Genomic DNA, 20,655 nt, shown 5'->3' with positions numbered 1-20,655 from the left:
ATGAAACATTTATTGAAATATTTATTTGTCTGTTGTGTTTGTGCTGTTAACATGGGTGTGATGGCTCAGCCGGTTGCAGATGTTAAGGGACAGGTGAAATGTCAAGGTAAAGGGCTGTCCAATGTTGTGGTGACAAATGGTTTTGATTGTGTATTGACTGACGCGGAAGGTAGATATGTTTTGCCATATCACCGGGATGCACGTTTTGTCTATGTAACGACTCCGGCAGGTTATCTTCCTCAAAGAGAAAAGAGTCTTCCACATTATTATAAAAGAATAGAGAGTTCGGTGGGAAGCTATGATTTTACTTTGACGAAGAATCCGAAGAATGACAATAAACACATTTGCCTGGTACAGTCCGATGTGCAAGTAGCGAAGGCGAGTGATATTGAAGGATATGTGAAGTATCTGAAGGATGTTCGCCAGTTCGTTGATAAGCAGAAGAACAGTGATATTTTTGTGTTGGACTGCGGTGATATTGTGGGGAATGCTCCGGCTATATTTCCTTCTTATATCCAATCTTCCGATATTTTGGATCTTCCTTTCTATCGTGCTGTAGGTAATCACGATATGGAATATGGCGTACGCTCTTATGAACATTCCTATAAAACTTTTGAGGAATATTTCGGGCCTGTCTATTACTCGTTCAATCGTGGTAAGGCTCACTATATTGTACTGAACAACTGTTTCTATATCAATCGCCATTATCGCTATATCGGCTATATTGATGAACGTACTTTACAGTGGATTGAAAAAGACTTATCCTTTGTACCGACGGACCATCTGGTTTTTGTAGCCATGCACATTCCGACCAGCTCAACCAAGGAGTTGCAGTTCAATGCTTTACTTCCTGATGAGACAAGTAACGCCTCCAGCATATATGACCTTCTGGCTGGATATAACGCGCATATATTTACCGGTCACACTCATTACAACTGGAATGTTGTGTTCAATGATAAACTCATGGAACATAATACGGCTGCGGTTTGCGGTACTTTCTGGAAGGCTGAGATCTGTACTGACGGTACTCCGAGTGGATATGGAGTTTATGAAGTAGATGATAATCAGGTGACTTGGAAATATAAGAGTGCCGGATATCCGTTTGATTACCAGTTCAGAGGTTATCCGGTTGGTTCATCTGAAGAAAATCCGCAAGATATTATTGCTAATGTATGGAACTGGGATGAACAGTGGAAAGTGGAGTGGTATGAAAATGGCAAATGTATGGGTGAAATGCAGCGTTTTGAAGGATATGATCCGGAAGCTAAAATTATTTGCTCCGATAAAGAACGGGTAGTGTATGACTGGATTATGCCGATAAAAACAGAACATTTGTTTAAAGCGACTCCGCAAGATAAAAATGCAGTTGTTGAAGTTGTGGTGACTGACCGTTTCGGAAATGTATATAAGCAAAATATAAAATAATATATCTATGAAATCTACAATTAATATAGGATATCTTGTCTTCCTGTCAGTGGTTGCTGCCTTGGGCGGTTTCCTGTTCGGATATGATACCGCCGTTATTTCCGGAACCATCGCACAGGTAACGGAACTGTTCGGGCTTGATGCCTTGCAACAAGGATGGTATGTGGGATGTGCCTTGATAGGCTCTATTGTCGGTGTACTTTTTGCCGGAGTTTTGAGTGATAAGTTCGGTCGTAAGCTTACTATGGTTATTTCAGCGGTTTTATTTTCCACATCGGCTATCGGATGTGCCTTGTGTGCTGACTTTAATCAATTGGTGATTTACCGCATAATCGGTGGTATCGGCATTGGAGTCGTTTCTATTATTTCTCCGCTATATATATCGGAGGTTTCCGTTGCTCAGTATAGAGGGCGTCTGGTTTCTTTGTATCAGTTGGCTGTGACAGTTGGCTTTTTGGGTGCTTATCTTGTAAACTATCAGTTGCTTGCCTATGCGGAAGCCCATACTAATCCGGGGACCGGTTGGTTCGATTTGATTTTTGTTGCCGAAGTGTGGCGGGGAATGTTGGGAATGGAGACTCTTCCGGCTGTATTATTCTTTATTATAATTTTCTTTATACCTGAGAGTCCGCGTTGGCTGATACTGAAGGGACAGGATGTGAAGGCAACGAATATTCTGAAGAAAATCTACGTTTCTGCCAAGGAAGCTACGTTCCAGGTAAATGAAACGAAATCAGTATTAACTTTCGAGTCAAAATCCGAATGGTCCCTCCTGTTACAACCCGGAATTCTGAAGGCTGTCATTATTGGGGTGTGTATTGCAATATTGGGACAGTTTATGGGAGTAAATGCGGTTCTTTATTACGGCCCGTCTATTTTTGAAAATGCGGGTTTGTCGGGTGGAGATTCTCTTTACTACCAGGTTCTGGTAGGATTGGTAAATACTCTGACTACGGTGCTGGCACTGATTATCATTGATAAAGTTGGGCGTAAGAAACTGGTTTATTATGGAGTTTCCGGTATGATTGTTACTTTGTTGCTTATCGGTATCTATTTCCTGTTTGGAGAGTCTTTAGGCATTTCAAGTATATTCCTGCTTATATTCTTTTTATCTTATGTATTCTGCTGTGCTATTTCTATCTGCGCAGTGGTGTTTGTGTTCCTTTCTGAAATGTATCCTACCAAAGTTCGTGGATTGGCTATGTCCATTGCCGGATTTTCTTTATGGATCGGAACGTATCTTATCGGGCAGCTGACCCCCTGGATGCTCCAAAATCTTACCCCCGCCGGAACATTCTTTTTGTTTGCCGTTATGTGCGTCCCCTATATACTAATTGTTTGGAAACTTGTTCCCGAAACGACTGGAAAGTCATTGGAGGAAATTGAACGTTACTGGACCAGTTCTAAATAGAAATTGACCTTAATATACAATATATAAAATAGAGAATTATGGATTTAAAAAAATTGGCTACTCTTTATAAGGACGAACTGATGGATAACGTTCTTCCTTTCTGGCTAAAACATTCTCAGGATCACGAGTTCGGCGGATATTTCACCTGTCTGGACCGTCAAGGTAATGTTTTCGATACAGATAAGTTTATTTGGCTGCAAGGCCGTGAGGTATGGTTGTTTTCAATGCTCTACAATAAGGTAGAGAAGCGCCGGGAATGGTTGGATTGCGCCATTCAAGGCGGAGAGTTCCTGAAAAAGTACGGTCATGATGGAAATTACAATTGGTATTTCTCTCTTGACCGTATGGGACGCCCCCTGGTTGATCCTTACAATATTTTCTCCTACACTTTCGCAACCATGGCTTTTGGGCAACTTAGCCTTGCCACCGGAAATCAGGAGTATGCGGATATTGCTAAAAAAACGTTCGAAATCATTCTGTCCAAAGTAGACAATCCGAAAGGCAAGTGGAATAAACTTCATTCCGGCACGCGTGATTTGAAGAATTTTGCTCTTCCTATGATCATGTGTAACCTGGCTTTGGAAATAGAACATTTGCTTGATAAGGATTACCTGAAGAAAACGATGGAAGTATGTATCCGCGAGGTGATGGAAGTATTTTACCGTCCGGAGCTGGGAGGCATTATTGTAGAGAATGTGCAGAGCAATGGCGAACTTTCCGATTCTTTCGAAGGCCGGCAGGTGACTCCGGGACATGATATTGAAGCTATGTGGTTCATTATGGATTTAGGAAAGCGCCTGAACCGTCCCGAACTGATAGAAAAAGCTAAAAATGTGACTTTAACCATGCTCGATTATGGCTGGGATAAAGAATATGGAGGTATTTACTACTTCATGGATCGCAAAGGATGTCCTCCCCAGCAATTGGAATGGGATCAGAAACTTTGGTGGGTACACATCGAAACGCTCATTTCCCTGTTGAAAGGATATCAGCTTACGGGTGATAAAAAGTGCCTGGAATGGTTCGAAAAAGTTCATGACTATACATGGGGGCATTTCAAAGATTCGGAATATCCAGAGTGGTTTGGCTACTTGAACAGGAGGGGGGAGGTGTTGCTGCCGCTGAAAGGTGGGAAATGGAAAGGCTGTTTCCACGTACCCAGAGGTCTCTACCAATGTTGGACAGTTCTGGAAGAGATAATAAAATCAGAATAAAATATTTAATACTATGAATCGACGAAATTTTCTAACTACTTTAGGCTTGGGAACTGCCGGCATGCTAATACCCGGTATTTCGCAGGCCGGGATTTTGCAGGAAGCTGTCCAAAATCCTAAAATTAAGCCGATATCCGGTTCCTGGTTTGAGTTTCAGCATCCGGGAGGAAAAGAAGGTGTGTATTGGGATAAGGATTTGAGAAATTTTACCGCAGCTCAGTGGCGGGAGAAAATCCGTGAAATCCGTGAAACAGGTATGGAATATCTGGTTATGATGAATGTAGCTTCCCACGGTTTCGCATTTTATGATACGGATTTGGCTCCTAAGTTCAAGATGGGATGTGAAGATCCCATTGAAACGGTTCTTGCGGCAGCTGACGAGTTTGGGGTTAAATTCTTTGTCAGCAATGACTACTGGGCGTTGGATTTGGATGCTGTAAAGATGATGACTGATAAAGAGTTAGGAAGGAAGAGAGCCCAATCTATGGAAGAGATTTATGCGAGATACGGGCATCATAAGAGTTTCTATGGCTGGTATTTTCCTAATGAATCATGGTTGGATCCCTATTTCGGTGAATATGTTATCCCGTATGTGAATGAGTGTGCGCAGATAGCCAAATCATTGAATGCCAATTGCGTCAATATCATCGCACCTTATAATATTAAGGCCGAAAAATGTGATGATACATTTATCCGGCAATTAGAACAGCTTAATGTGGAGATTGTAGCCTATCAGGATGGAGTAGGGGTGGGCGTGACTACATTCGAACAATCAGCCCGTGCTTTTGAAAATCTATCTAAGGCGCATCAGAAGGCCGGTCGTTCAAGACTATGGGCGGACATGGAACTTTTCTACTTTGAACAGACCACTCATGGCAGCCTGATTTCAGCCGACTTTGACAAAAGGATTATCCATCAGATGGAGGCCATATCTCCGTTCGTAGATAAGATTCTGGTATACCAATATCTTGGTATTATGAACAAGCCCGGTTCATTGGCTCATGCCGGGTTGCGCGATGAATCAGTCAGACTGTATAATCAGTATATGAACTGGTATAGAAAGCAGAACTTTAAATAATGAATACTATGAAACGACTATTTATTATCATAACCTTCATACTGGCATTTACCCATGTTTCGGCACAGAACCCGGAATTTGCTCTTCCTTCCATCATCAGCGATCATGCGGTGATGCAACGGAACTCCGAGGTAAAACTCTGGGGATGGTGTCCGAGTGTATGGGATTTGAAGATTGTATGCAGCTGGGCTCCTGCGGATACGATTCATGCGAAATCAGATATGCACTGTTCCTGGGAAGCCTATATTCGTACTCCCGAATCGACAGGCCCCCACAGTATTCGTTTTTATGGTTGGGAAAACAAGTTGGAAAGGGAAGTGAATGACATCCTGATGGGAGAAACATGGTTGTGTTCCGGTCAGTCTAATATGGAATATATAATGAGCTATCCGGTTCGGGATGCCGGTGATATCACAAAAGCTTTGGAGAATAAGCAAGTACGTTTTTTCAAAGTATCTAAAGCAACCTCCAGATATCCGGTGGAACGCATCCAGGGGAAATGGGAAATCTGCTCTCCGGAGACATACAAAGATTTCAGCGCTGTTGCCTTCTTTTTTGGACAGCATTTGAATGAAGCGTTAGGCGTGCCTGTGGGACTGATCGGCTCTTATTGGGGTGGAACAGCCGTAGAACCCTGGATTGATGAATTTACTTTCAATCACGAAAAAGAATTGTATGTGTTGTCACAGAAGCAGCAAGTTGCCGGTTGGTCTCCTACGGCTAACTCTTCCATTTACAATGCAATGATCCATCCTGTCAAGAACTACACTATTGCGGGAGTTATCTGGTATCAGGGAGAAGCCAATAATGAGCGGGCCGCCGATTATGGTCCTCTGTTTGACGGCATGATAAGAGGCTGGAGAAATGAGTTCCATTGCTTTTTGCCTTTCTATTTTGTGCAGATTGCTCCGTGGAACGGGTATGCCGGCAGAAATGCAGCTTACCTGCGTGAGCAGCAGGCAGACGTTGCTGCAACGTTGCACAACACCGGAATGGTGGTAGTCGGTGATTTGGTGAATGATATAGCTGATATTCATCCAAGCCTGAAAAAGCAGGTGGGTGTTCGTCTGGCCAATATGGCGCTGAGGAAGACATACCACAAGGAGGAGATACAACCTTATTCCCCGATGTTAAAGTCTGTCCGTACGGAAGGACGTAAAATGATTGTTACCACTACCGCCCTTGGTAAATTGACGTGTAAAAATAAAACTATCCAAAACTTTGAGATAGTGGATCAGGCGGGAGAAGTATATCCGGCAGACGCCAAACTGCTGAAAAATGGCGAGATCAGTGTGTCCTCCGCAAAGGTAAAAGTTCCGGTTGCCGTGCGCTATTGCTTTACGAATGATGCGGTTCCTGATTTATTTGATAGTAACGGGCTGCCATTGGCACCATTTAGAACAGACAGAAAGAAATGAAAAAATATTTATTAATCATATTTAGTTGCCTGCTGTGCTTTTCCTGTTTGGCTCAGACTTCCGGTTTGAAGTTCCATGACGGAAAGTTCAAGATTGTGCAGTTCACAGACCTGCACTGGGTAGAAAGCGATTCTTATAAACTGAAGAATGACAGTACTTACAATCTGATGCGTGAGATTATCCGCACGGAGCGTCCTGACCTTGTGATTCTGACGGGTGATGTGGTTGTCTCCTGGAATGCCCTTCGGGGTTGGAAAAGATTGGCCGGCCTGTTTGCAGAAGAAAAGATGCCGTTTGCCGTAACTTTCGGAAACCACGATGAAGAGACAGATATGAACAATGCTCAAATACTTGAGTATCTGCGTACAGTTCCCTATAATCTGACATATGATGCGGAAAAGCTTTCCGGTTCCGGCAACTGTGCGCTTCCGGTTCTTTCATCCGACGGGAAATCGGAGAAGTGGGCCTTGTATCTGATGGATTCCCATAATCTTACCCAGGACCGCTCTTTCGGATATTACGACTGGATTAAACACGACCAGATTGACTGGTATCGTAAGACGAGCGATCAGTTTACGGCACGCAACAAACGTACTCTGCCATCACTGGCATTCTTCCATATTCCTCTGCCCGAACATGAAACAGCAAGGTGGGTATGCCGTGAATTCGGTGAAAAGCAAGAAGGAGTTTGTGCCTCCAACATCAATTCGGGATTGCTTTCCTCCTTTATCGAGAAGAAAGACGTGATAGGTGTGTTTGTGGGGCATGACCATAACAATGACTATATGGTGGACTGGAACGGTAATATCGCTTTGGCTTACGGACGCAAGACGGGATATCCCTCTGCCTATAACGAGGCTTTGAGCCGGGGTGCCCGCGTCATCAACCTGCATGAAGAGGAGGCCAGCTTTGATTCGTATATCATAGATCTGGATGGGACTTACTTTCACTATACGTTCGAACAGAAAAATCAGGGTACCGGTATTCCCCGTTTCAGTGGCTCTTTTATACAAGAATTTTTGGTAGCCAACTGGGAGGATGCACGCTGGGACCAGGAGATGGAAATGTTTAAGGAAGCCGGTATGAAGTATTTAATCTATGCTCCCGCACTTCTGACTGATGAAAAAGGAAAGACTACTACCAATTATCCGTCGTCGCTGACGAAGAAGAAGCAACAGAACAAGACGTTGGAGAAATGTCTGCGTAGTGCTCAGAAAAACGGAATTAAGATTTTTATCGGACTGAACTTCAACGACAGATGGTGGAAAGTGGATTACGATGCGGACTGGCTGGTAGGCCAAATGGAGATCGGCAATAAAGTAGCGGATGAGTTGGTCGCTTTATATAAGGGCAAGTATCCTGATGCCATGTATGGTTGGTATTGGGTTTGGGAAGTGGACAATTTGAACTGCATGACGGCTGAGCGTCAGGCCATTCTGGCAAAGGCTTTGAATACGAATCTGGATCATCTCTCTGAGGTAACTCCCGGCATGCCATTCATGCTGTCCCCTTTCATGAATCATAAAGTGGGAGGAAATGCGGAAGAGTACGGAAAGATGTGGGAGAATGTCTTTGCGCAGACCCATTTCAGGTTCGGTGATATTTTTTCTCCGCAGGATTGCGTCGGGGCGGGTGGTCTGAACCTGGATAATCTGTCGGATTGGTTCTCTAAATTGAAGCAGGCGGTCAATACTAAACCGGGCTTGAAGTTCTGGGGAAATGTAGAGACGTTCGACCAACAGTTCTGGGTTAGCGCTCCGCTGACACGTGTAAAGAAACAGTTGGATATTGTGAATGGATATGTAAGCAATCTCATTTGCTTTGCTTATAGCCATTACAACAGTCCGTTTGTGGTGAGCAATGAATATCATCAAGCCTACCTGCAATATTGTAAAGAAGGGAAACTCCCTAAAGTGAATGTTCCTCAGGATGTGAAAAACGTCCTGATGCTAAAGGCATCCAAGGGGATGGAAATCAGTTGGATTCCGGGTAGCCTGGAGCATGTGGCCGGTTTCAATATTTACAGTAACGGTACATTATTAAAGAAACTTCAGGTACATGGAAATGATTTCCCGACTTCTTTCACGGACAAAGAAGGCAATGAAGATAATGTATATGAAGTATCCACCTACAATGTGCTGGATGAAGAGTCTGCCAAACAAAAAGCAATAAATAAAAAATGAATAGATGCATTATTTCCCAAAGGTAGTGCCGAATGCAAACGTTGAGGTTTGTATACCATAAACCTCAACATTACATTCACCAAGTAGAGGTTTACACTTGCCAAACAGAGGTTAACCCTCTATACACTGCAATGCGGCATCACTCCGGGAAAGAATGCGGAAGTCATAAATATAAATCTTGTTTTTAACTAAAAAAGACCCATGAAGAATATAACCTTTATCGTTTATATTTTTGTAGTTGTTGTACTGTGTGCAGGATGCGGTTCTGCACCGTCTCAAACAGCAGTTCCGTCTGAGGTGACGATGACGAAAGAAGTGCTGGCCGACAAAATAAAAGGCGGCTGGGCAGCCAAGACCATTGGCTGTACCTATGGCGGACCTGTGGAATTCCTGCACAACGGTACAATGATTCAAGATTATACTCCCATAAAATGGTCCGAAGACCGGGTGAAATTTTACTTTGACACTTTTCCCGGTTTATATGATGACTTGTATGTAGATATCATTTTCGTTAATGTATTTGAACGTTTAGGCCTGGATGCTCCGGCCGATTCATTCGCAATAAGTTTTGCCAATGCAGGATTTCCGTTGTGGCACGCCAATCAGGTTGCCAAGTACAATATAAAGCAAGGCATCATGCCGCCCATGTCCGGCCATTGGCTGAATAATCCTCATGCTGACGACATCGACTATCAGATTGAAGCGGACTTTGCAGGCCTGATGACGCCGGGTATGCCTAATACGGCTTCTGAAATATCCGATAGGGTAGGACACATCTTCACTTATGGCGATGGCTGGTATGGTGGTGTATATGTCGGTGCTCTGTACTCAATGGCTTTCGTTTCCGATGACGTGGAAGTGGTGGTTTCGGAGGCGTTGAAGACTATTCCCGCGCAGAGTGATTTCTATCGTTGCATGAAAGACGTGATAGGTTGGTACAGACAATATCCGGACGACTGGAAACAAACTTGGTTTGAATGTCAGAAGAAGTGGACGTCGGAAGTGGGCTGTCCGGATGGTGTGTTCGCGCCATTTGATATTGATGCGAAAATAAACAGCGCTTATGTGATAATGGGATTGCTGTATGGCCGGAAGGACTTTTTTACCACGGTTGATATAGCTGCCCGTTGCGGACAGGATTCCGACTGTAATGCAGCTACTGCCGCAGGCATTTTAGGTACGATGATAGGGTATGCCAATATTCCGGAAAACTGGAAGGAAAGTCTTTATGAAATTGAGGACATACCTTTTGCATATACCGATGTGTCTTTGAATAAGTTGTCGGAACTGGGCTTGAAGCATGCTCTGCAAGTGATCGAAAAAGAAGGTGGTAAAGTAGAGGAATCCCAGGTAACCATTAAAATCCAAAAGCCCGTTGCCGTGAAATATGAAAAAGCGTTCGAGGGACATTATCCCGTAGATAAGATGGTGGTCAACACGGTTTTGCAAGATAAGACGGAATGGATGTTCGACGGTATAGGCTTCGTGTTGAAAGGATATGTGAAATGTGCGGATGAGGACTATGTGGCACAGGTTGAAATGCATATTGACGGCAATCTGATTGAAACCGCCAACCTGCCGGTTGCTAAAGCATCCTCCATTGACGACAGGAGAGTGGATCTTTTCCACAGATATCAGTTGCAGAACACTACCCATAAGGTGGGCTTTAAATGGCTGAATCCCCGTAAGGATGCACAAGTCTATTTGGGCGAGGCAGTGATTTATTCGGATAAACAAAACTTTAATCATTAAATACATATATACTATGAAACAGAATTTTCGAGCGATATTATTGAGTTTGTTGGCAATGTCGATTTCATTACCGGCAATAACCGCATGCGCCGGCAATGGCACTTCCGGTAAGCCGGTAACGGAAAAAGCCGATAAACCGGCAACGGGGGTAAAACCCATAACCGGTACATGGATAAATCTGGCCTATAAGGATGTACGCAATAAATATACGAATCCTCAGAACTTTGATAATACAGATCCGAAGTTGTGGGAAGCCAAGGTGCGTGAACTATCGACTATGGGCATTGAATACCTGGTTTTCATGGAAGTGGCTAATGAGGGTAAGGCTTACTATCCTTCTAAAATGATGCCCTGGTTATACGATAAGGGTATGAAAAGCCCGGTAGATGCTATTCTTGACGAAGCGGCTAAACACAAAATGAAGGTGTTTATGAGCACTGGCTGGGCGAAAGACCAGGATGATAATCTGCTCGACCCGGCAATCAGGGAGCGTCAGCTTCAGATTATGGAAGAGTTGACATCCCTTTATAAAAACCACAAAGCTTTCTATGGCTGGTATTTACCGGTAGAAGACTGCCTTTGCCCTATTTTTGCCGAACATGCCGTACAATCAGTCAATACACTGGTTGAGAAAGCCAGAACTCTGACTCCCGGCAAAAAAACTCTGATCTCTCCCTATGGCATTGGCTTGTCGGAATTTGATAATCCGGATTATGAAAAGCAGATGGCAAAACTGAAGGTCGATATCATTGCTTATCAGGATGAAGTAGGGTGTGTACGCGATAAATTCACCCTTCCACGTTTGAAGAAGAACTGGCAAAGAATGCGCGATATTCACAATCGTCTGAATATTGAGATGTGGGCTAACTGCGAAACATTTACATGGGAAGAAGGCACGAACGACCGTCAGTCAGCGTTAATTCCGGCAGCCTATTCCCGTCTGCTCTCTCAACAGGCGGCTGCGTCGGCGGCAGGAGTAGACCGTATCATTTCCTTCATGTTTGGCGGTATCATTGAAGATCCGGAATCTCCTTATCAACTGGGCCAACCGGTGTGGTCCAATGATGTATGCAATAAATATATGGCATGGAAAAACGGTGATGTCTACTGGAAAATGTTTGAAGCTACTTTGCTTGAGAAACTGGTGAATGCGGCTACTCCTGAAATGGTGAGTGAGGCCGGTATGCAACCCCTGCTGGATGGTAAGGTGGCTGAAGAAAGCAGTGAAGACCACCGATGGGTGAAGTTTGAGCAGGGACATCATGAAATAGTGGTGGATTTGCAAAAGAAAACTCCGGTTAAGAGTGTCATGGTTCGTACACTGAATTATAATCCGGAGGGGATTAACACTCCGCTAAAGGTTTATGTCTATGCTTCAGAAGATGGGAAAAACTATAGTCTGGCCTCCGTCAAAGATGCTCCTTACTTCCCTAATAACAAGTATGACGCCTGGATTGACGGGATACTGTTTGATAAGTTGAATGAGAATGCACGCTATCTGAAGGTTGCTTTTGATGCGCCTCAGAAAGTGTATATGGATGAATTCTTTATTAATCCTGCAATAAAATAGAAAACAATTGCCGTATCATTCATTCTTTCATGAAAGTGATGTGGCATAAATATCAATACATTGAAAAACTTCTTTATTTAATTAATCCAAAAATGAGTCTATGAAAAGATTACACAAATCGATGAATGGGATTATTGGAGTGCTTCTGATGGCGCTGATGATAGTTCCGAATGGTTTGAGGGCCGGAACTACAGAAATCCTTCAAACGTCTAAAATTACGGGTGTTGTGACTGATGATTTTGGTGAACCTGTAATTGGTGCTACAGTTCGCGTGAAGAATGCGAATACGGGAGCTATTACGGATGTAAACGGTCGTTACTCTGTTAATGCCTCCAATACGGCTACTCTGATTTTTTCTTCCATAGGTTTTAAAACCCAGGAAGTAGCGGTAAAAGGTAAGACTACTGTCAATGTAGTGTTACAGGAGGATAGCCATATGCTCGAAGAAACGGTGGTTATCGGTTACGGTAGCGTACCTAAGAGAGACCTTACAGGATCTATCTCTTCTCTGAAAAGCGAGGATTTGCTGAAGACGAATCCGACAAGTATCAACCAGGGTTTGCAAGGGAAAATGGCCGGTGTACAGGTTTCCCAGGCCGATGGTGCTCCGGGAGCAGGTGTGACGATTCAGATTCGTGGCGCCAACTCGTTCACAACGAATACAGAACCGTTGTATATATTGGACGGTGTGCCGTTTACGGCCGGTGAAGCCCCTTCCACAGACTTTGGTACGAAGTCCAATAACAATCCGCTGAGTTTGATCAGTCCGCAGGATATAGAGTCCATTCAGGTTTTGAAGGACGCGTCCGCAACTGCCATTTATGGTTCGCGTGCTGCCAACGGTGTTGTTATCATTACTACCAAGAGCGGTGCCCAGGGTAAGGCGAGAGTGCAGTTCAGTGCTAATTTCAGTATGTCTAAGCCTGTAAAACTGATTGATGTACTGAGTGCGGGCGATTATGCGCAGTTCAAGAATGAGTGTACGATTTTCGGTTATATGTATGATGGCAAGAATTACGTTGCCGATGAAAATCTTCCTTATCCTATCCCCGGTAAGTGGTCTATTAAGAAAGGTACCGATCCGGTAACAGGTGAAGAAATCATTCTGGAGAAAACGTATCTACCCAGTCCTGATGATTTCCGCAATGGTTTTGACTTGCGCGAAGACGGAAACATGTTCTATGGCACCAACTGGCAGGATGAAATATTCCGCGACGCATTTAGTCAGGAATACAGCTTGAATATCTCAGGTGGTGACCAGAAAGGCTCTTATATGTACTCCGGTGGCTATCTCGACCAGCAGGGTGTTATTGTGAACTCCTATTATAAGCGTTATAATGTCCGCGCTAATAATAATCGTAAAATCAATGATTATGTGGAGATAGGCAGTAACCTGACTTTCACGAAATCGGAGAATCGTCTGGCACGTACCAATACGGAAAACTATGGTGTGATTGAATCAGCAATCGCATTTAATCCGACCCGCCCGGTGTTCGACCCGGATGCTGACTCTAAGTTTTCCGAAGACTTTGCTTCCGGTTTGGCCAACCCGTATCTGAGTGCCCATACCGAAAAGAATGTGCTGGAGACTTACGGTATTTACGCTTCGGGTTTTGGAGAAATAACTTTCACCGACTGGCTGAAGTTCCGTCAGAACATCGGCTATGGCTATACCTATAATGAACGCAGCCAGTATTACAACCGCTATACCGGATCCGGACAGAACCCTACCAACGGTTACGGAAGAAAAGATGACAATGCTTACGAAGGTCTGACGTTGGAGTCTCTGTTGACGTTCGATAAGAAGTTTGGTGTACATGCCATCAACCTGGTTGCCGGTATGACTTATGAAAAGTCGATGGGAAGAAGCAAATACATGCTTGCCAAGAACTTCCCGAATGACATAACGGAGGATAACGACATGAATGCGGCAGTGGGTGAGAAAGAAATCGGAAGCGGCAGATGGCGTTCACAGTTGATGTCTTATCTGGCTCGCGCCAATTACAATTTGCTGGACCGTTATTTATTCACGGCATCGTTCCGTCGTGATGGTTCCAGCCGTTTCAATCCTCTGAATCGCTGGTCTAATTTCTATTCCGGTGCCTTTGCATGGCGTATATCTGATGAGGCTTTCGTTAAGAACCTTAATTTCTTTGACAATCTGAAGTTGCGTCTTAGTGCCGGGCAGACCGGTAATCAGGGTATCAGTGCTTATGCCACCCGTTCACGCTTCGAAGCTCAGAACTATCCGTTTGACGGAACAATGACTCCGGGAGCCGGTGAAGACAGATGGGGAGGTCCGGCAGCAGCCAATCTGAAATGGGAGACGACCAATCAGTTTAATGCGGGTCTGGATGCAGCCTTCTTGAATAATCGGGTGAACCTGGTTGTGGACTTGTATTATAAGAAAACTACCGACTTGCTGCAATACCGCTATATTGATATGAGCTCCGGTTTCAACCAGATAGCCTGCAATTATGGCAGCGTTACCAACAAAGGTCTTGAAATCACCGCACACGTCATTCCGGTGAAAACCCGTGACTGGATGTGGACATTGGATGCCAACATATCTTTCAACCGCAATGAGATTGGCGGTTTGAATGCCGACCAGTTCTCGGACGTGGCTTGGGGCATTGAAAGTATGTTCCTGAGAAGAAACGGCCATCCCATCGGCACTTTATACGGCTATGTAGAAGATGGTTTCTATGATAATGAGGCGGAAGTGCGTGCCGATCCGTATTACAGAGATGCGACTCCCTCTAAAGTTAAGTCTATGGTTGGGCAGGTGAAGTATAAGAATCTGGATGATGATCCGGTGATTGACGACCGTGACAAGACTATTATCGGCGATACGAATCCCGATTACCAGTACGGTATCACCAGTACGTTGAACTGGAAGAAGTGGACGTTCAGTTTCTTCCTGCAAGGTACACAGGGAAATGATATCCTGAATGTGAACCTGAAACAGTTTGATGTAGCTGTAGGTTCAGGTAACATGCCTTATTTCGTGTTCGACAACCGTTGGACACCCGAAAACAGGGCGAATGCTAAGTGGCCGCGTGCCGATGGTACGTTTACCCGCGCGATGAAAGCTTCCGACCGCTATATTGTAGATGGTTCTTATCTGCGTTGCAAGAATATCAGCTTGAGCTATAACTGGACTCGTCCGGTGAAGTTTGTAGAGTCTGTCAATATTGTAGCGAGCATCACTAACCTGTTTACGATTTCCGGTTATGAATGGTATGACCCGGATGTAAACGCCTTCGGTAGCGACCCGACTCGTAGAGGTGTGGATATGTCTTCATATCCGAGTGCCCGTACATTTAACTTAGGTATTCAATTAGCATTCTAAAAAAAAGTAGGAATATGAAACTATTAAAAATATTAAGCTTATGTGCTGCAGGTTTGTTTCTGACTACCTCTTGTGACTTGGAGGAGGAAACATTTACCTTTGTCGCAGGTGAAGATGTTGCTGCCGAAGGTTCGTATGACCAATTGGTGGCAGGTGCTTATCACACTTTACACTGGCCTTTCACATGGGGTAACTATCATAATGTCGTAAACTTCGATTGTGACTACCAGACTGGGCCGAGCTGGGCTTTTGGTGACGAGGGTGCCGGTAACTTTTACGACAAGAATTCAACAAAGAACTTCTATCAGTATTACTGTACCACTATCCATAGGGCCAACTACCACTATTATTTGGTGCAGAAGATATCGGGAGTTACCGAAAAAGAAAAGAACAATGCGCTGGGTGAACTTCGCTTCCTGAAAGCCTGGTCTCAATTCCAGTTGGTTCAGTTCTTTGGCCCCATACCTTTGTACACGTATTCTATTGCAGAGGGTAACTCCTCCGAATTGCCCCGTTCTTCTATAAAAGAGGTCTATGAGCACATCATCGAGACGTTGAAAGAAGCTGAAAACCTGCTGGTGCCGCGTACCGATGAAAGCTATAAGAAGGGACATGTATGTCGTGCCACTGCTAAAGCTCTGTTGGCCAAGGTATATGCCACTATCGGATCGGCTTCTATGAAGAGTGGACAAATCACGGTGAAAGGTGGTCCCGGAAGCAAGCTGAATCCTGATGGTTCAACTTCACGTCTGATGCCGGTGGCTATCACTCACAGTAAAAATGTAGTAGCGGGCTACGAGGAATTTGATTCTCAGGAATATTATCGCCTGGCAAGAGAAAAAGCCGGAGAAGTAATCAGCAGCGGTGAGGTTTCATTGGCGGCAAGCCAAAAAGAATTGTGGAGCCCTGCCTACAAGAACGGACCGGAATTTCTTTTCTGTCTGCAAACCATGGCCGGTCAGGGTGACGATTTCTATAATTACGTCAGCAAAGACTATTACGGATGGCCCGACCCGGCATATAACGGGGAGTGGAGTTCCGGCTATTATGTTCAGAGAGACCACTGGCTGCAAACATTCGACGACTGGGATGACGAACGTATCACTTGGGGCGTTAAGCACCGCGTTCCGTATAACTGGAACAAGACTTACGAGAAAATGGAGTGGTATTTCTATCCCGAACGCGACAGTGTGAAAGTACGCCAGGGATTGCCGCCGTATGAAGGATGTCCGTATAAATATGAGACGACAGACGTTGTCAGAAACGGTGCCCACGAATATGGAGCCAAACTTGAGAAGTTCACAGCCGTAACAGCTGAAAACAACGGTAACCGTACGGATTGGAACTGGCCTTATCTGCGTTATGCCGACCTGGTTCTCGTCTATTGTGAAGCGGACAATGAATTGAACGGCCCTACAACGGACGCTTTTGATAAGATGGAGTTGCTGAACAAGCGCAACAACAGTACATTGGTAAGTAAGCGTAATGAAAAGACCCCGTTCACTAAAGAATCTTTCCGTTCATTTATCCTTGAAGAACGTGCAAAGGAATTTGCAGCCGAAGGTATCCGTCGTTACGACCTGCTCCGTTGGGGTATCTATCTGCAAGTGATGAATGCCATTGGCACTGTAGATGAAAATGAGATTGTAAAACGCCGCGAAGAAAAGCATCTGCTGTTGCCGTTCCCGCCGGATGTTATCAATACGAATCCTTATATCGACAGGAACAATCCGGGGTGGTAATTTTATTTATTAATGATTAATAGATAATGCAATGAAAAATATAATGAATTTCAGAAATATATGTTTGGGTGGTGTGCTGTTGCTGGGACTATCGTTTACGGCTTGTTCGGACGATGAGGATAATTCAATGCCTATACAGCTTACCAACGTGACAACTCTTGATGATATGAATACTCCGATTACGGAGGCTGCTATGGGCGACTTTATTGCCGTACACGGCACGGGGCTTGATGTACACAATATCGATTCGATTTTGATTAATGATGTGGCGTTGGATATGCTGGAGGTATATACGGAAAACAATATTCTGTTCATGAAGATTCCGGTGAAACTTCCTACGAAAGAGACGGATAAGATTTATATATACAATGCTCACGGTTGCCAGGAAGTGCCTTTCAAGGCTAACGCTCCCCAACTCCGTTTGGATCGTATGTTCAATGAATACACCAATCCGGGTGATACCATTATGATTTATGGCGACTTCTTCGAACTTTATGAAATAGATTCTTTGAATGCGGTAGTCGATTTTAACGGTAAAGTTTCCAAAGTCATCAGCAGTGGTAATAATTACCTGACTGCCCGAGTGCCCGTTAACGTTGATAAGAATATCAAAGTCAAGGTGAAGGGTACGAAATGGGATGTGGAAGCTATCTGTCCGGGCCGTTATTATGACCGTGAGTTCATGATTATGGATTTTGACGAATACTTGCCTACCAGTATGACCAATGTGGTGACTGACATCAAAGATCCTCAACGCCTTAGCGGTAACTTCCTGCGTATCGACGATAAATCAGAATATTCCGGCTGGTGGTATATTGCCGAAAGGGGAGGTATTGCATACACTGCCGATATGTTGGGACTTGAATCCAGTAAGAACTATGTGGTGAAATGTGAGTTCCGCACGGCAAACCAGTTTATTCTGGATAAGATTAAGTTCTGTAATTACCTGTATTGGGCGGCTCCTACTTGTGACTGGATTGCAACGGATTTCAATGTTCAGAACTTCAATCGCTGGGAAACCATTACATTGCCGTTTACTGTCATTCAATCTACTGACTATCCGGATAACTACCCGGGTTCTTATACCAGTTTCAATATGCGTCTTGAAATAGATGCCAATATTGCCCGTAATTTCTCATTCGACAATATACGTATCTATAAAAAGGGTGATTAAAACCAAACTATTTAAGGTTCATCCGGTAAATGTAGTAGTGGTAATCCAGTTACTCTAAATGGTAATTCAGTTTACTCCAAATGGTAACTTTGTTTACGCTAAATGGTAACTCCATTTACATGCCGAGGTAAAGGTCGTTACAATAGGAGGTAAAGGCCGTTACAATAAGGGGTAAAGGTCGTTACATACAGTGGTAAATGCTTTTACATCTATGAAAAAATATCGGTAAATGCAATGCTTTGATAAACAAGATTATAGATGGATATTTATTAAATTACGCATTTGCCGGATGAGCCACATTTTGAAAATACAGTTTATTAGAATTAAAAGAATATGAAGATGAAAAAGTGTGCAGCGCTCTTAGCTGCAATGTTGATAGGTGCCTGGAGTTTGCAGTCTTGTGATAACGGGCCTACTAAAGAAGTCTGGTTGGACGAATTCGGACAAGACTCCTGTTATGTTCAGGATTGGGGTATGGTCGAGATTAATCGTTCCGTGGTGCATACGCCTCTTACGGTGAATGGAGTGGTTTATGAACGTGGACTTGGTGCCCACTCCATCAGCCGTTTACTCTACGATCTTGGTGGCAAGGCAGTGTCAATATCCGGTTTGGCAGGTGCTGACGATAAGAATCTGTTTGCAGGAAAACTTCAGTTCAAGATCATTGGCGATAAGAAGGAACTTTGGACGAGCGGCGTTATGAAGAAAGGCGATCCGGTTAAGGAGTTCGATGTGAAACTGAAGGGAGTGGATAAGGTGCTGCTGTTGGTAGAAGAGTGTGGCGACGGCATCATGTACGACCATGCCGACTGGCTGAATGTGAAGATTACTACCCGTGGTGATGTGAAACCTATCCCCGCATGGGCTAAACCGGTTGCTAAGGAAAAGTACATCCTGACACCGCCGGCTCCCGAAACTCCGGTCATCAATAATCCGTTGGTATACGGTGCACGTCCTGGAAATCCTTTCTTGTGGTCGGTCATGGCTACCGGCAATCGTCCGATGACGTTTGAGGCCACCGGACTTCCTGCAGGTGTGAAACTGAATCCGTCTACTGGTCATATCACCGGTAAAGCAACCACTAAAGGTGAGTATAAAGTACAGTTGAAGGCTACCAACGATAAAGGTACGGCTGTAAAAGAGGTGACCATTAAAATCGGTGACGGGATAGCACTGACTCCTTCAATGGGTTGGAACAGCTGGAACTGCTGGGGACTTTCCGTTAACGATGAGAAAGTGCGTGACGCTGCCCGGATGATGAATGAGAAATTGCATGCCTATGGATGGGAATATGTGAATATCGACGACGGTTGGGAAGCACCTGAGCGTACCAAGAAAGGTGAGATACTCTCCAACGACAAGTTTCCTGATTTTAAAGCACTGACTGATTATATTCATGGCCTGGGTCTGAAGTTTGGTATTTATTCTTCTCCGGGACACATTACCTGCGGTGGACATGTGGGCAGCTATCAGCATGAAGAAATTGATGCCAAGACGTGGGAGCGCTGGGGCGTCGACTACTTGAAGTATGACTATTGCGGTTATCTGGAGATTGAGAAAAACTCGGAAGAAAAAACAATTCAGGAACCCTATATCGTAATGCGCAAAGCATTGGACAAGGTGAACCGCGACATCGTTTATTGTGTGGGTTACGGAGCGCCCAATGTATGGAACTGGGCTCCCGAAGCAGGCGGCAACCAATGGCGTACCACCCGCGATATTACGGATGAATGGAATGTGGTGACTGCCATCGGTACTTTCCAGGATGTTTGTGCCGAGGCTACTGCTCCGGGCAGAAACAACGACCCTGATATGCTGGTGGTAGGAAAACTCGGTCAGGGTTGGGGAAGCAAGGTACACGATTCTTATCTGACCGCGGACGAACAATATTCTCATATCTCTTTGTGGTGTCTTCTTTCATCTCCTCTATTGATCGGTTGTGACATGGCAAATATGGATGACTTCACACTGAATCTTCTGACGAACAATGAAGTGATAGCAATCAGCCAGGATCCGTTGGTAGCTCCTGCCAGGAAGATGATGGTGGAGAACGGGCAAATCTGGTCTAAGAAGTTGCACGACGGTTCTTATGCAGTAGGTTTCTTCCACGTAGATCCTTATTTTATCCTTTGGGATCAGGATGATGCCGAGGCTATGCAGATGCGTGACTATGGCTTCAACTTCGATTTGAAGCAACTAGGTATTGACGGCAAGGCAACGGTTCGTGATTTGTGGCGGCAAAAAGACTTGGGAGAGGTGAATGGCAGCTTCCAGACTAAAGTGCCCTATCATGGTGTTACTTTCGTAAAGATTACTCCGACGAAATAAAATCAGCA

At 44.4% G+C, this 20,655-nt stretch carries 12 protein-coding genes; all 12 read left to right on the top strand.

Translation table 11 applies throughout. From position 1 onward, the window contains the following. The 12 genes from K6V21_RS22230 (at position 1) to K6V21_RS22175 (ending at position 20,647) form a co-directional block, all read left to right on the top strand. A complete protein-coding gene (locus K6V21_RS22230) occupies positions 1–1,425 on the top strand; it encodes a calcineurin-like phosphoesterase C-terminal domain-containing protein (protein ID WP_224319905.1) in 1,425 nt (474 codons plus the stop codon). Between the two features lie 7 nt (positions 1,426–1,432). Then, complete coding sequence (locus K6V21_RS22225) at positions 1,433–2,836, top strand: sugar porter family MFS transporter (RefSeq protein ID WP_224319904.1); 1,404 nt, start codon at positions 1,433–1,435, stop codon at positions 2,834–2,836. A 38-nt stretch (positions 2,837–2,874) separates the two neighbouring features. Continuing rightward, on the top strand, positions 2,875–4,050 hold the full coding sequence (locus tag K6V21_RS22220; RefSeq protein WP_224319903.1) for an AGE family epimerase/isomerase: 1,176 nt from the start codon (positions 2,875–2,877) through the stop codon (positions 4,048–4,050). A gap of 13 nt (positions 4,051–4,063) precedes the next feature. Then, positions 4,064–5,128 carry a DUF4434 domain-containing protein gene (locus K6V21_RS22215; RefSeq protein ID WP_224319902.1) on the top strand — a complete coding sequence of 355 codons (1,065 nt, stop codon included), beginning with the start codon at positions 4,064–4,066 and terminating at the stop codon, positions 5,126–5,128. Between the two features lie 8 nt (positions 5,129–5,136). After that, positions 5,137–6,546 carry a sialate O-acetylesterase gene (locus tag K6V21_RS22210; protein ID WP_224319901.1) on the top strand — a complete coding sequence of 470 codons (1,410 nt, stop codon included), beginning with the start codon at positions 5,137–5,139 and terminating at the stop codon, positions 6,544–6,546. After that, positions 6,543–8,729, top strand: coding sequence for a DUF4434 domain-containing protein (locus tag K6V21_RS22205; protein ID WP_224319900.1), 2,187 nt, complete (start codon positions 6,543–6,545; stop codon positions 8,727–8,729). Before K6V21_RS22210 ends, K6V21_RS22205 begins: the two co-directional genes overlap by 4 nt. Before the next feature lie 201 nt (positions 8,730–8,930). Further along, entirely contained in the window at positions 8,931–10,481 is a 1,551-nt protein-coding gene (locus K6V21_RS22200) for an ADP-ribosylglycohydrolase family protein (protein WP_224319899.1), read from the top strand. Positions 10,482–10,494: 13 nt separating this feature from the next. Continuing rightward, positions 10,495–12,051: a DUF4434 domain-containing protein gene (locus K6V21_RS22195; RefSeq protein WP_224319898.1), complete on the top strand. Its 1,557-nt coding sequence runs from the start codon at positions 10,495–10,497 to the stop codon at positions 12,049–12,051. A 100-nt stretch (positions 12,052–12,151) separates the two neighbouring features. Further along, entirely contained in the window at positions 12,152–15,403 is a 3,252-nt protein-coding gene (locus K6V21_RS22190) for a SusC/RagA family TonB-linked outer membrane protein (RefSeq protein ID WP_224319897.1), read from the top strand. A 14-nt stretch (positions 15,404–15,417) separates the two neighbouring features. Beyond that, positions 15,418–17,145 carry a RagB/SusD family nutrient uptake outer membrane protein gene (locus tag K6V21_RS22185; protein ID WP_224319896.1) on the top strand — a complete coding sequence of 576 codons (1,728 nt, stop codon included), beginning with the start codon at positions 15,418–15,420 and terminating at the stop codon, positions 17,143–17,145. Between the two features lie 31 nt (positions 17,146–17,176). After that, positions 17,177–18,319 (top strand): glycan-binding surface protein, encoded by a 1,143-nt coding sequence (locus K6V21_RS22180; RefSeq protein ID WP_224319895.1) that lies wholly within the window; start codon positions 17,177–17,179, stop codon positions 18,317–18,319. Positions 18,320–18,652: 333 nt separating this feature from the next. Next, on the top strand, positions 18,653–20,647 hold the full coding sequence (locus K6V21_RS22175; protein WP_408912624.1) for an NPCBM/NEW2 domain-containing protein: 1,995 nt from the start codon (positions 18,653–18,655) through the stop codon (positions 20,645–20,647). Positions 20,648–20,655 lie beyond the last annotated feature (8 nt).

Source organism: Bacteroides cellulosilyticus, assembly GCF_020091405.1.
Taxonomy (GTDB): domain Bacteria; phylum Bacteroidota; class Bacteroidia; order Bacteroidales; family Bacteroidaceae; genus Bacteroides.
Note: the sequence above shows the minus strand (reverse complement) of the source record. Positions and strands in the feature narration are given on the sequence as shown.

What these genes read in the sequence shown, in the direction of transcription:
- K6V21_RS22230 (WP_224319905.1), top strand. Translation starts at nt 1, where the DNA reads ATGAAACATTTATTGAAATATTTATTTGTCTGTTGTGTTTGTGCTGTT.
- K6V21_RS22225 (WP_224319904.1), top strand. Translation starts at nt 1,433, where the DNA reads ATGAAATCTACAATTAATATAGGATATCTTGTCTTCCTGTCAGTGGTT.
- K6V21_RS22220 (WP_224319903.1), top strand. Translation starts at nt 2,875, where the DNA reads ATGGATTTAAAAAAATTGGCTACTCTTTATAAGGACGAACTGATGGAT.
- K6V21_RS22215 (WP_224319902.1), top strand. Translation starts at nt 4,064, where the DNA reads ATGAATCGACGAAATTTTCTAACTACTTTAGGCTTGGGAACTGCCGGC.
- K6V21_RS22210 (WP_224319901.1), top strand. Translation starts at nt 5,137, where the DNA reads ATGAAACGACTATTTATTATCATAACCTTCATACTGGCATTTACCCAT.
- K6V21_RS22205 (WP_224319900.1), top strand. Translation starts at nt 6,543, where the DNA reads ATGAAAAAATATTTATTAATCATATTTAGTTGCCTGCTGTGCTTTTCC.
- K6V21_RS22200 (WP_224319899.1), top strand. Translation starts at nt 8,931, where the DNA reads ATGAAGAATATAACCTTTATCGTTTATATTTTTGTAGTTGTTGTACTG.
- K6V21_RS22195 (WP_224319898.1), top strand. Translation starts at nt 10,495, where the DNA reads ATGAAACAGAATTTTCGAGCGATATTATTGAGTTTGTTGGCAATGTCG.
- K6V21_RS22190 (WP_224319897.1), top strand. Translation starts at nt 12,152, where the DNA reads ATGAAAAGATTACACAAATCGATGAATGGGATTATTGGAGTGCTTCTG.
- K6V21_RS22185 (WP_224319896.1), top strand. Translation starts at nt 15,418, where the DNA reads ATGAAACTATTAAAAATATTAAGCTTATGTGCTGCAGGTTTGTTTCTG.
- K6V21_RS22180 (WP_224319895.1), top strand. Translation starts at nt 17,177, where the DNA reads ATGAAAAATATAATGAATTTCAGAAATATATGTTTGGGTGGTGTGCTG.
- K6V21_RS22175 (WP_408912624.1), top strand. Translation starts at nt 18,653, where the DNA reads ATGAAGATGAAAAAGTGTGCAGCGCTCTTAGCTGCAATGTTGATAGGT.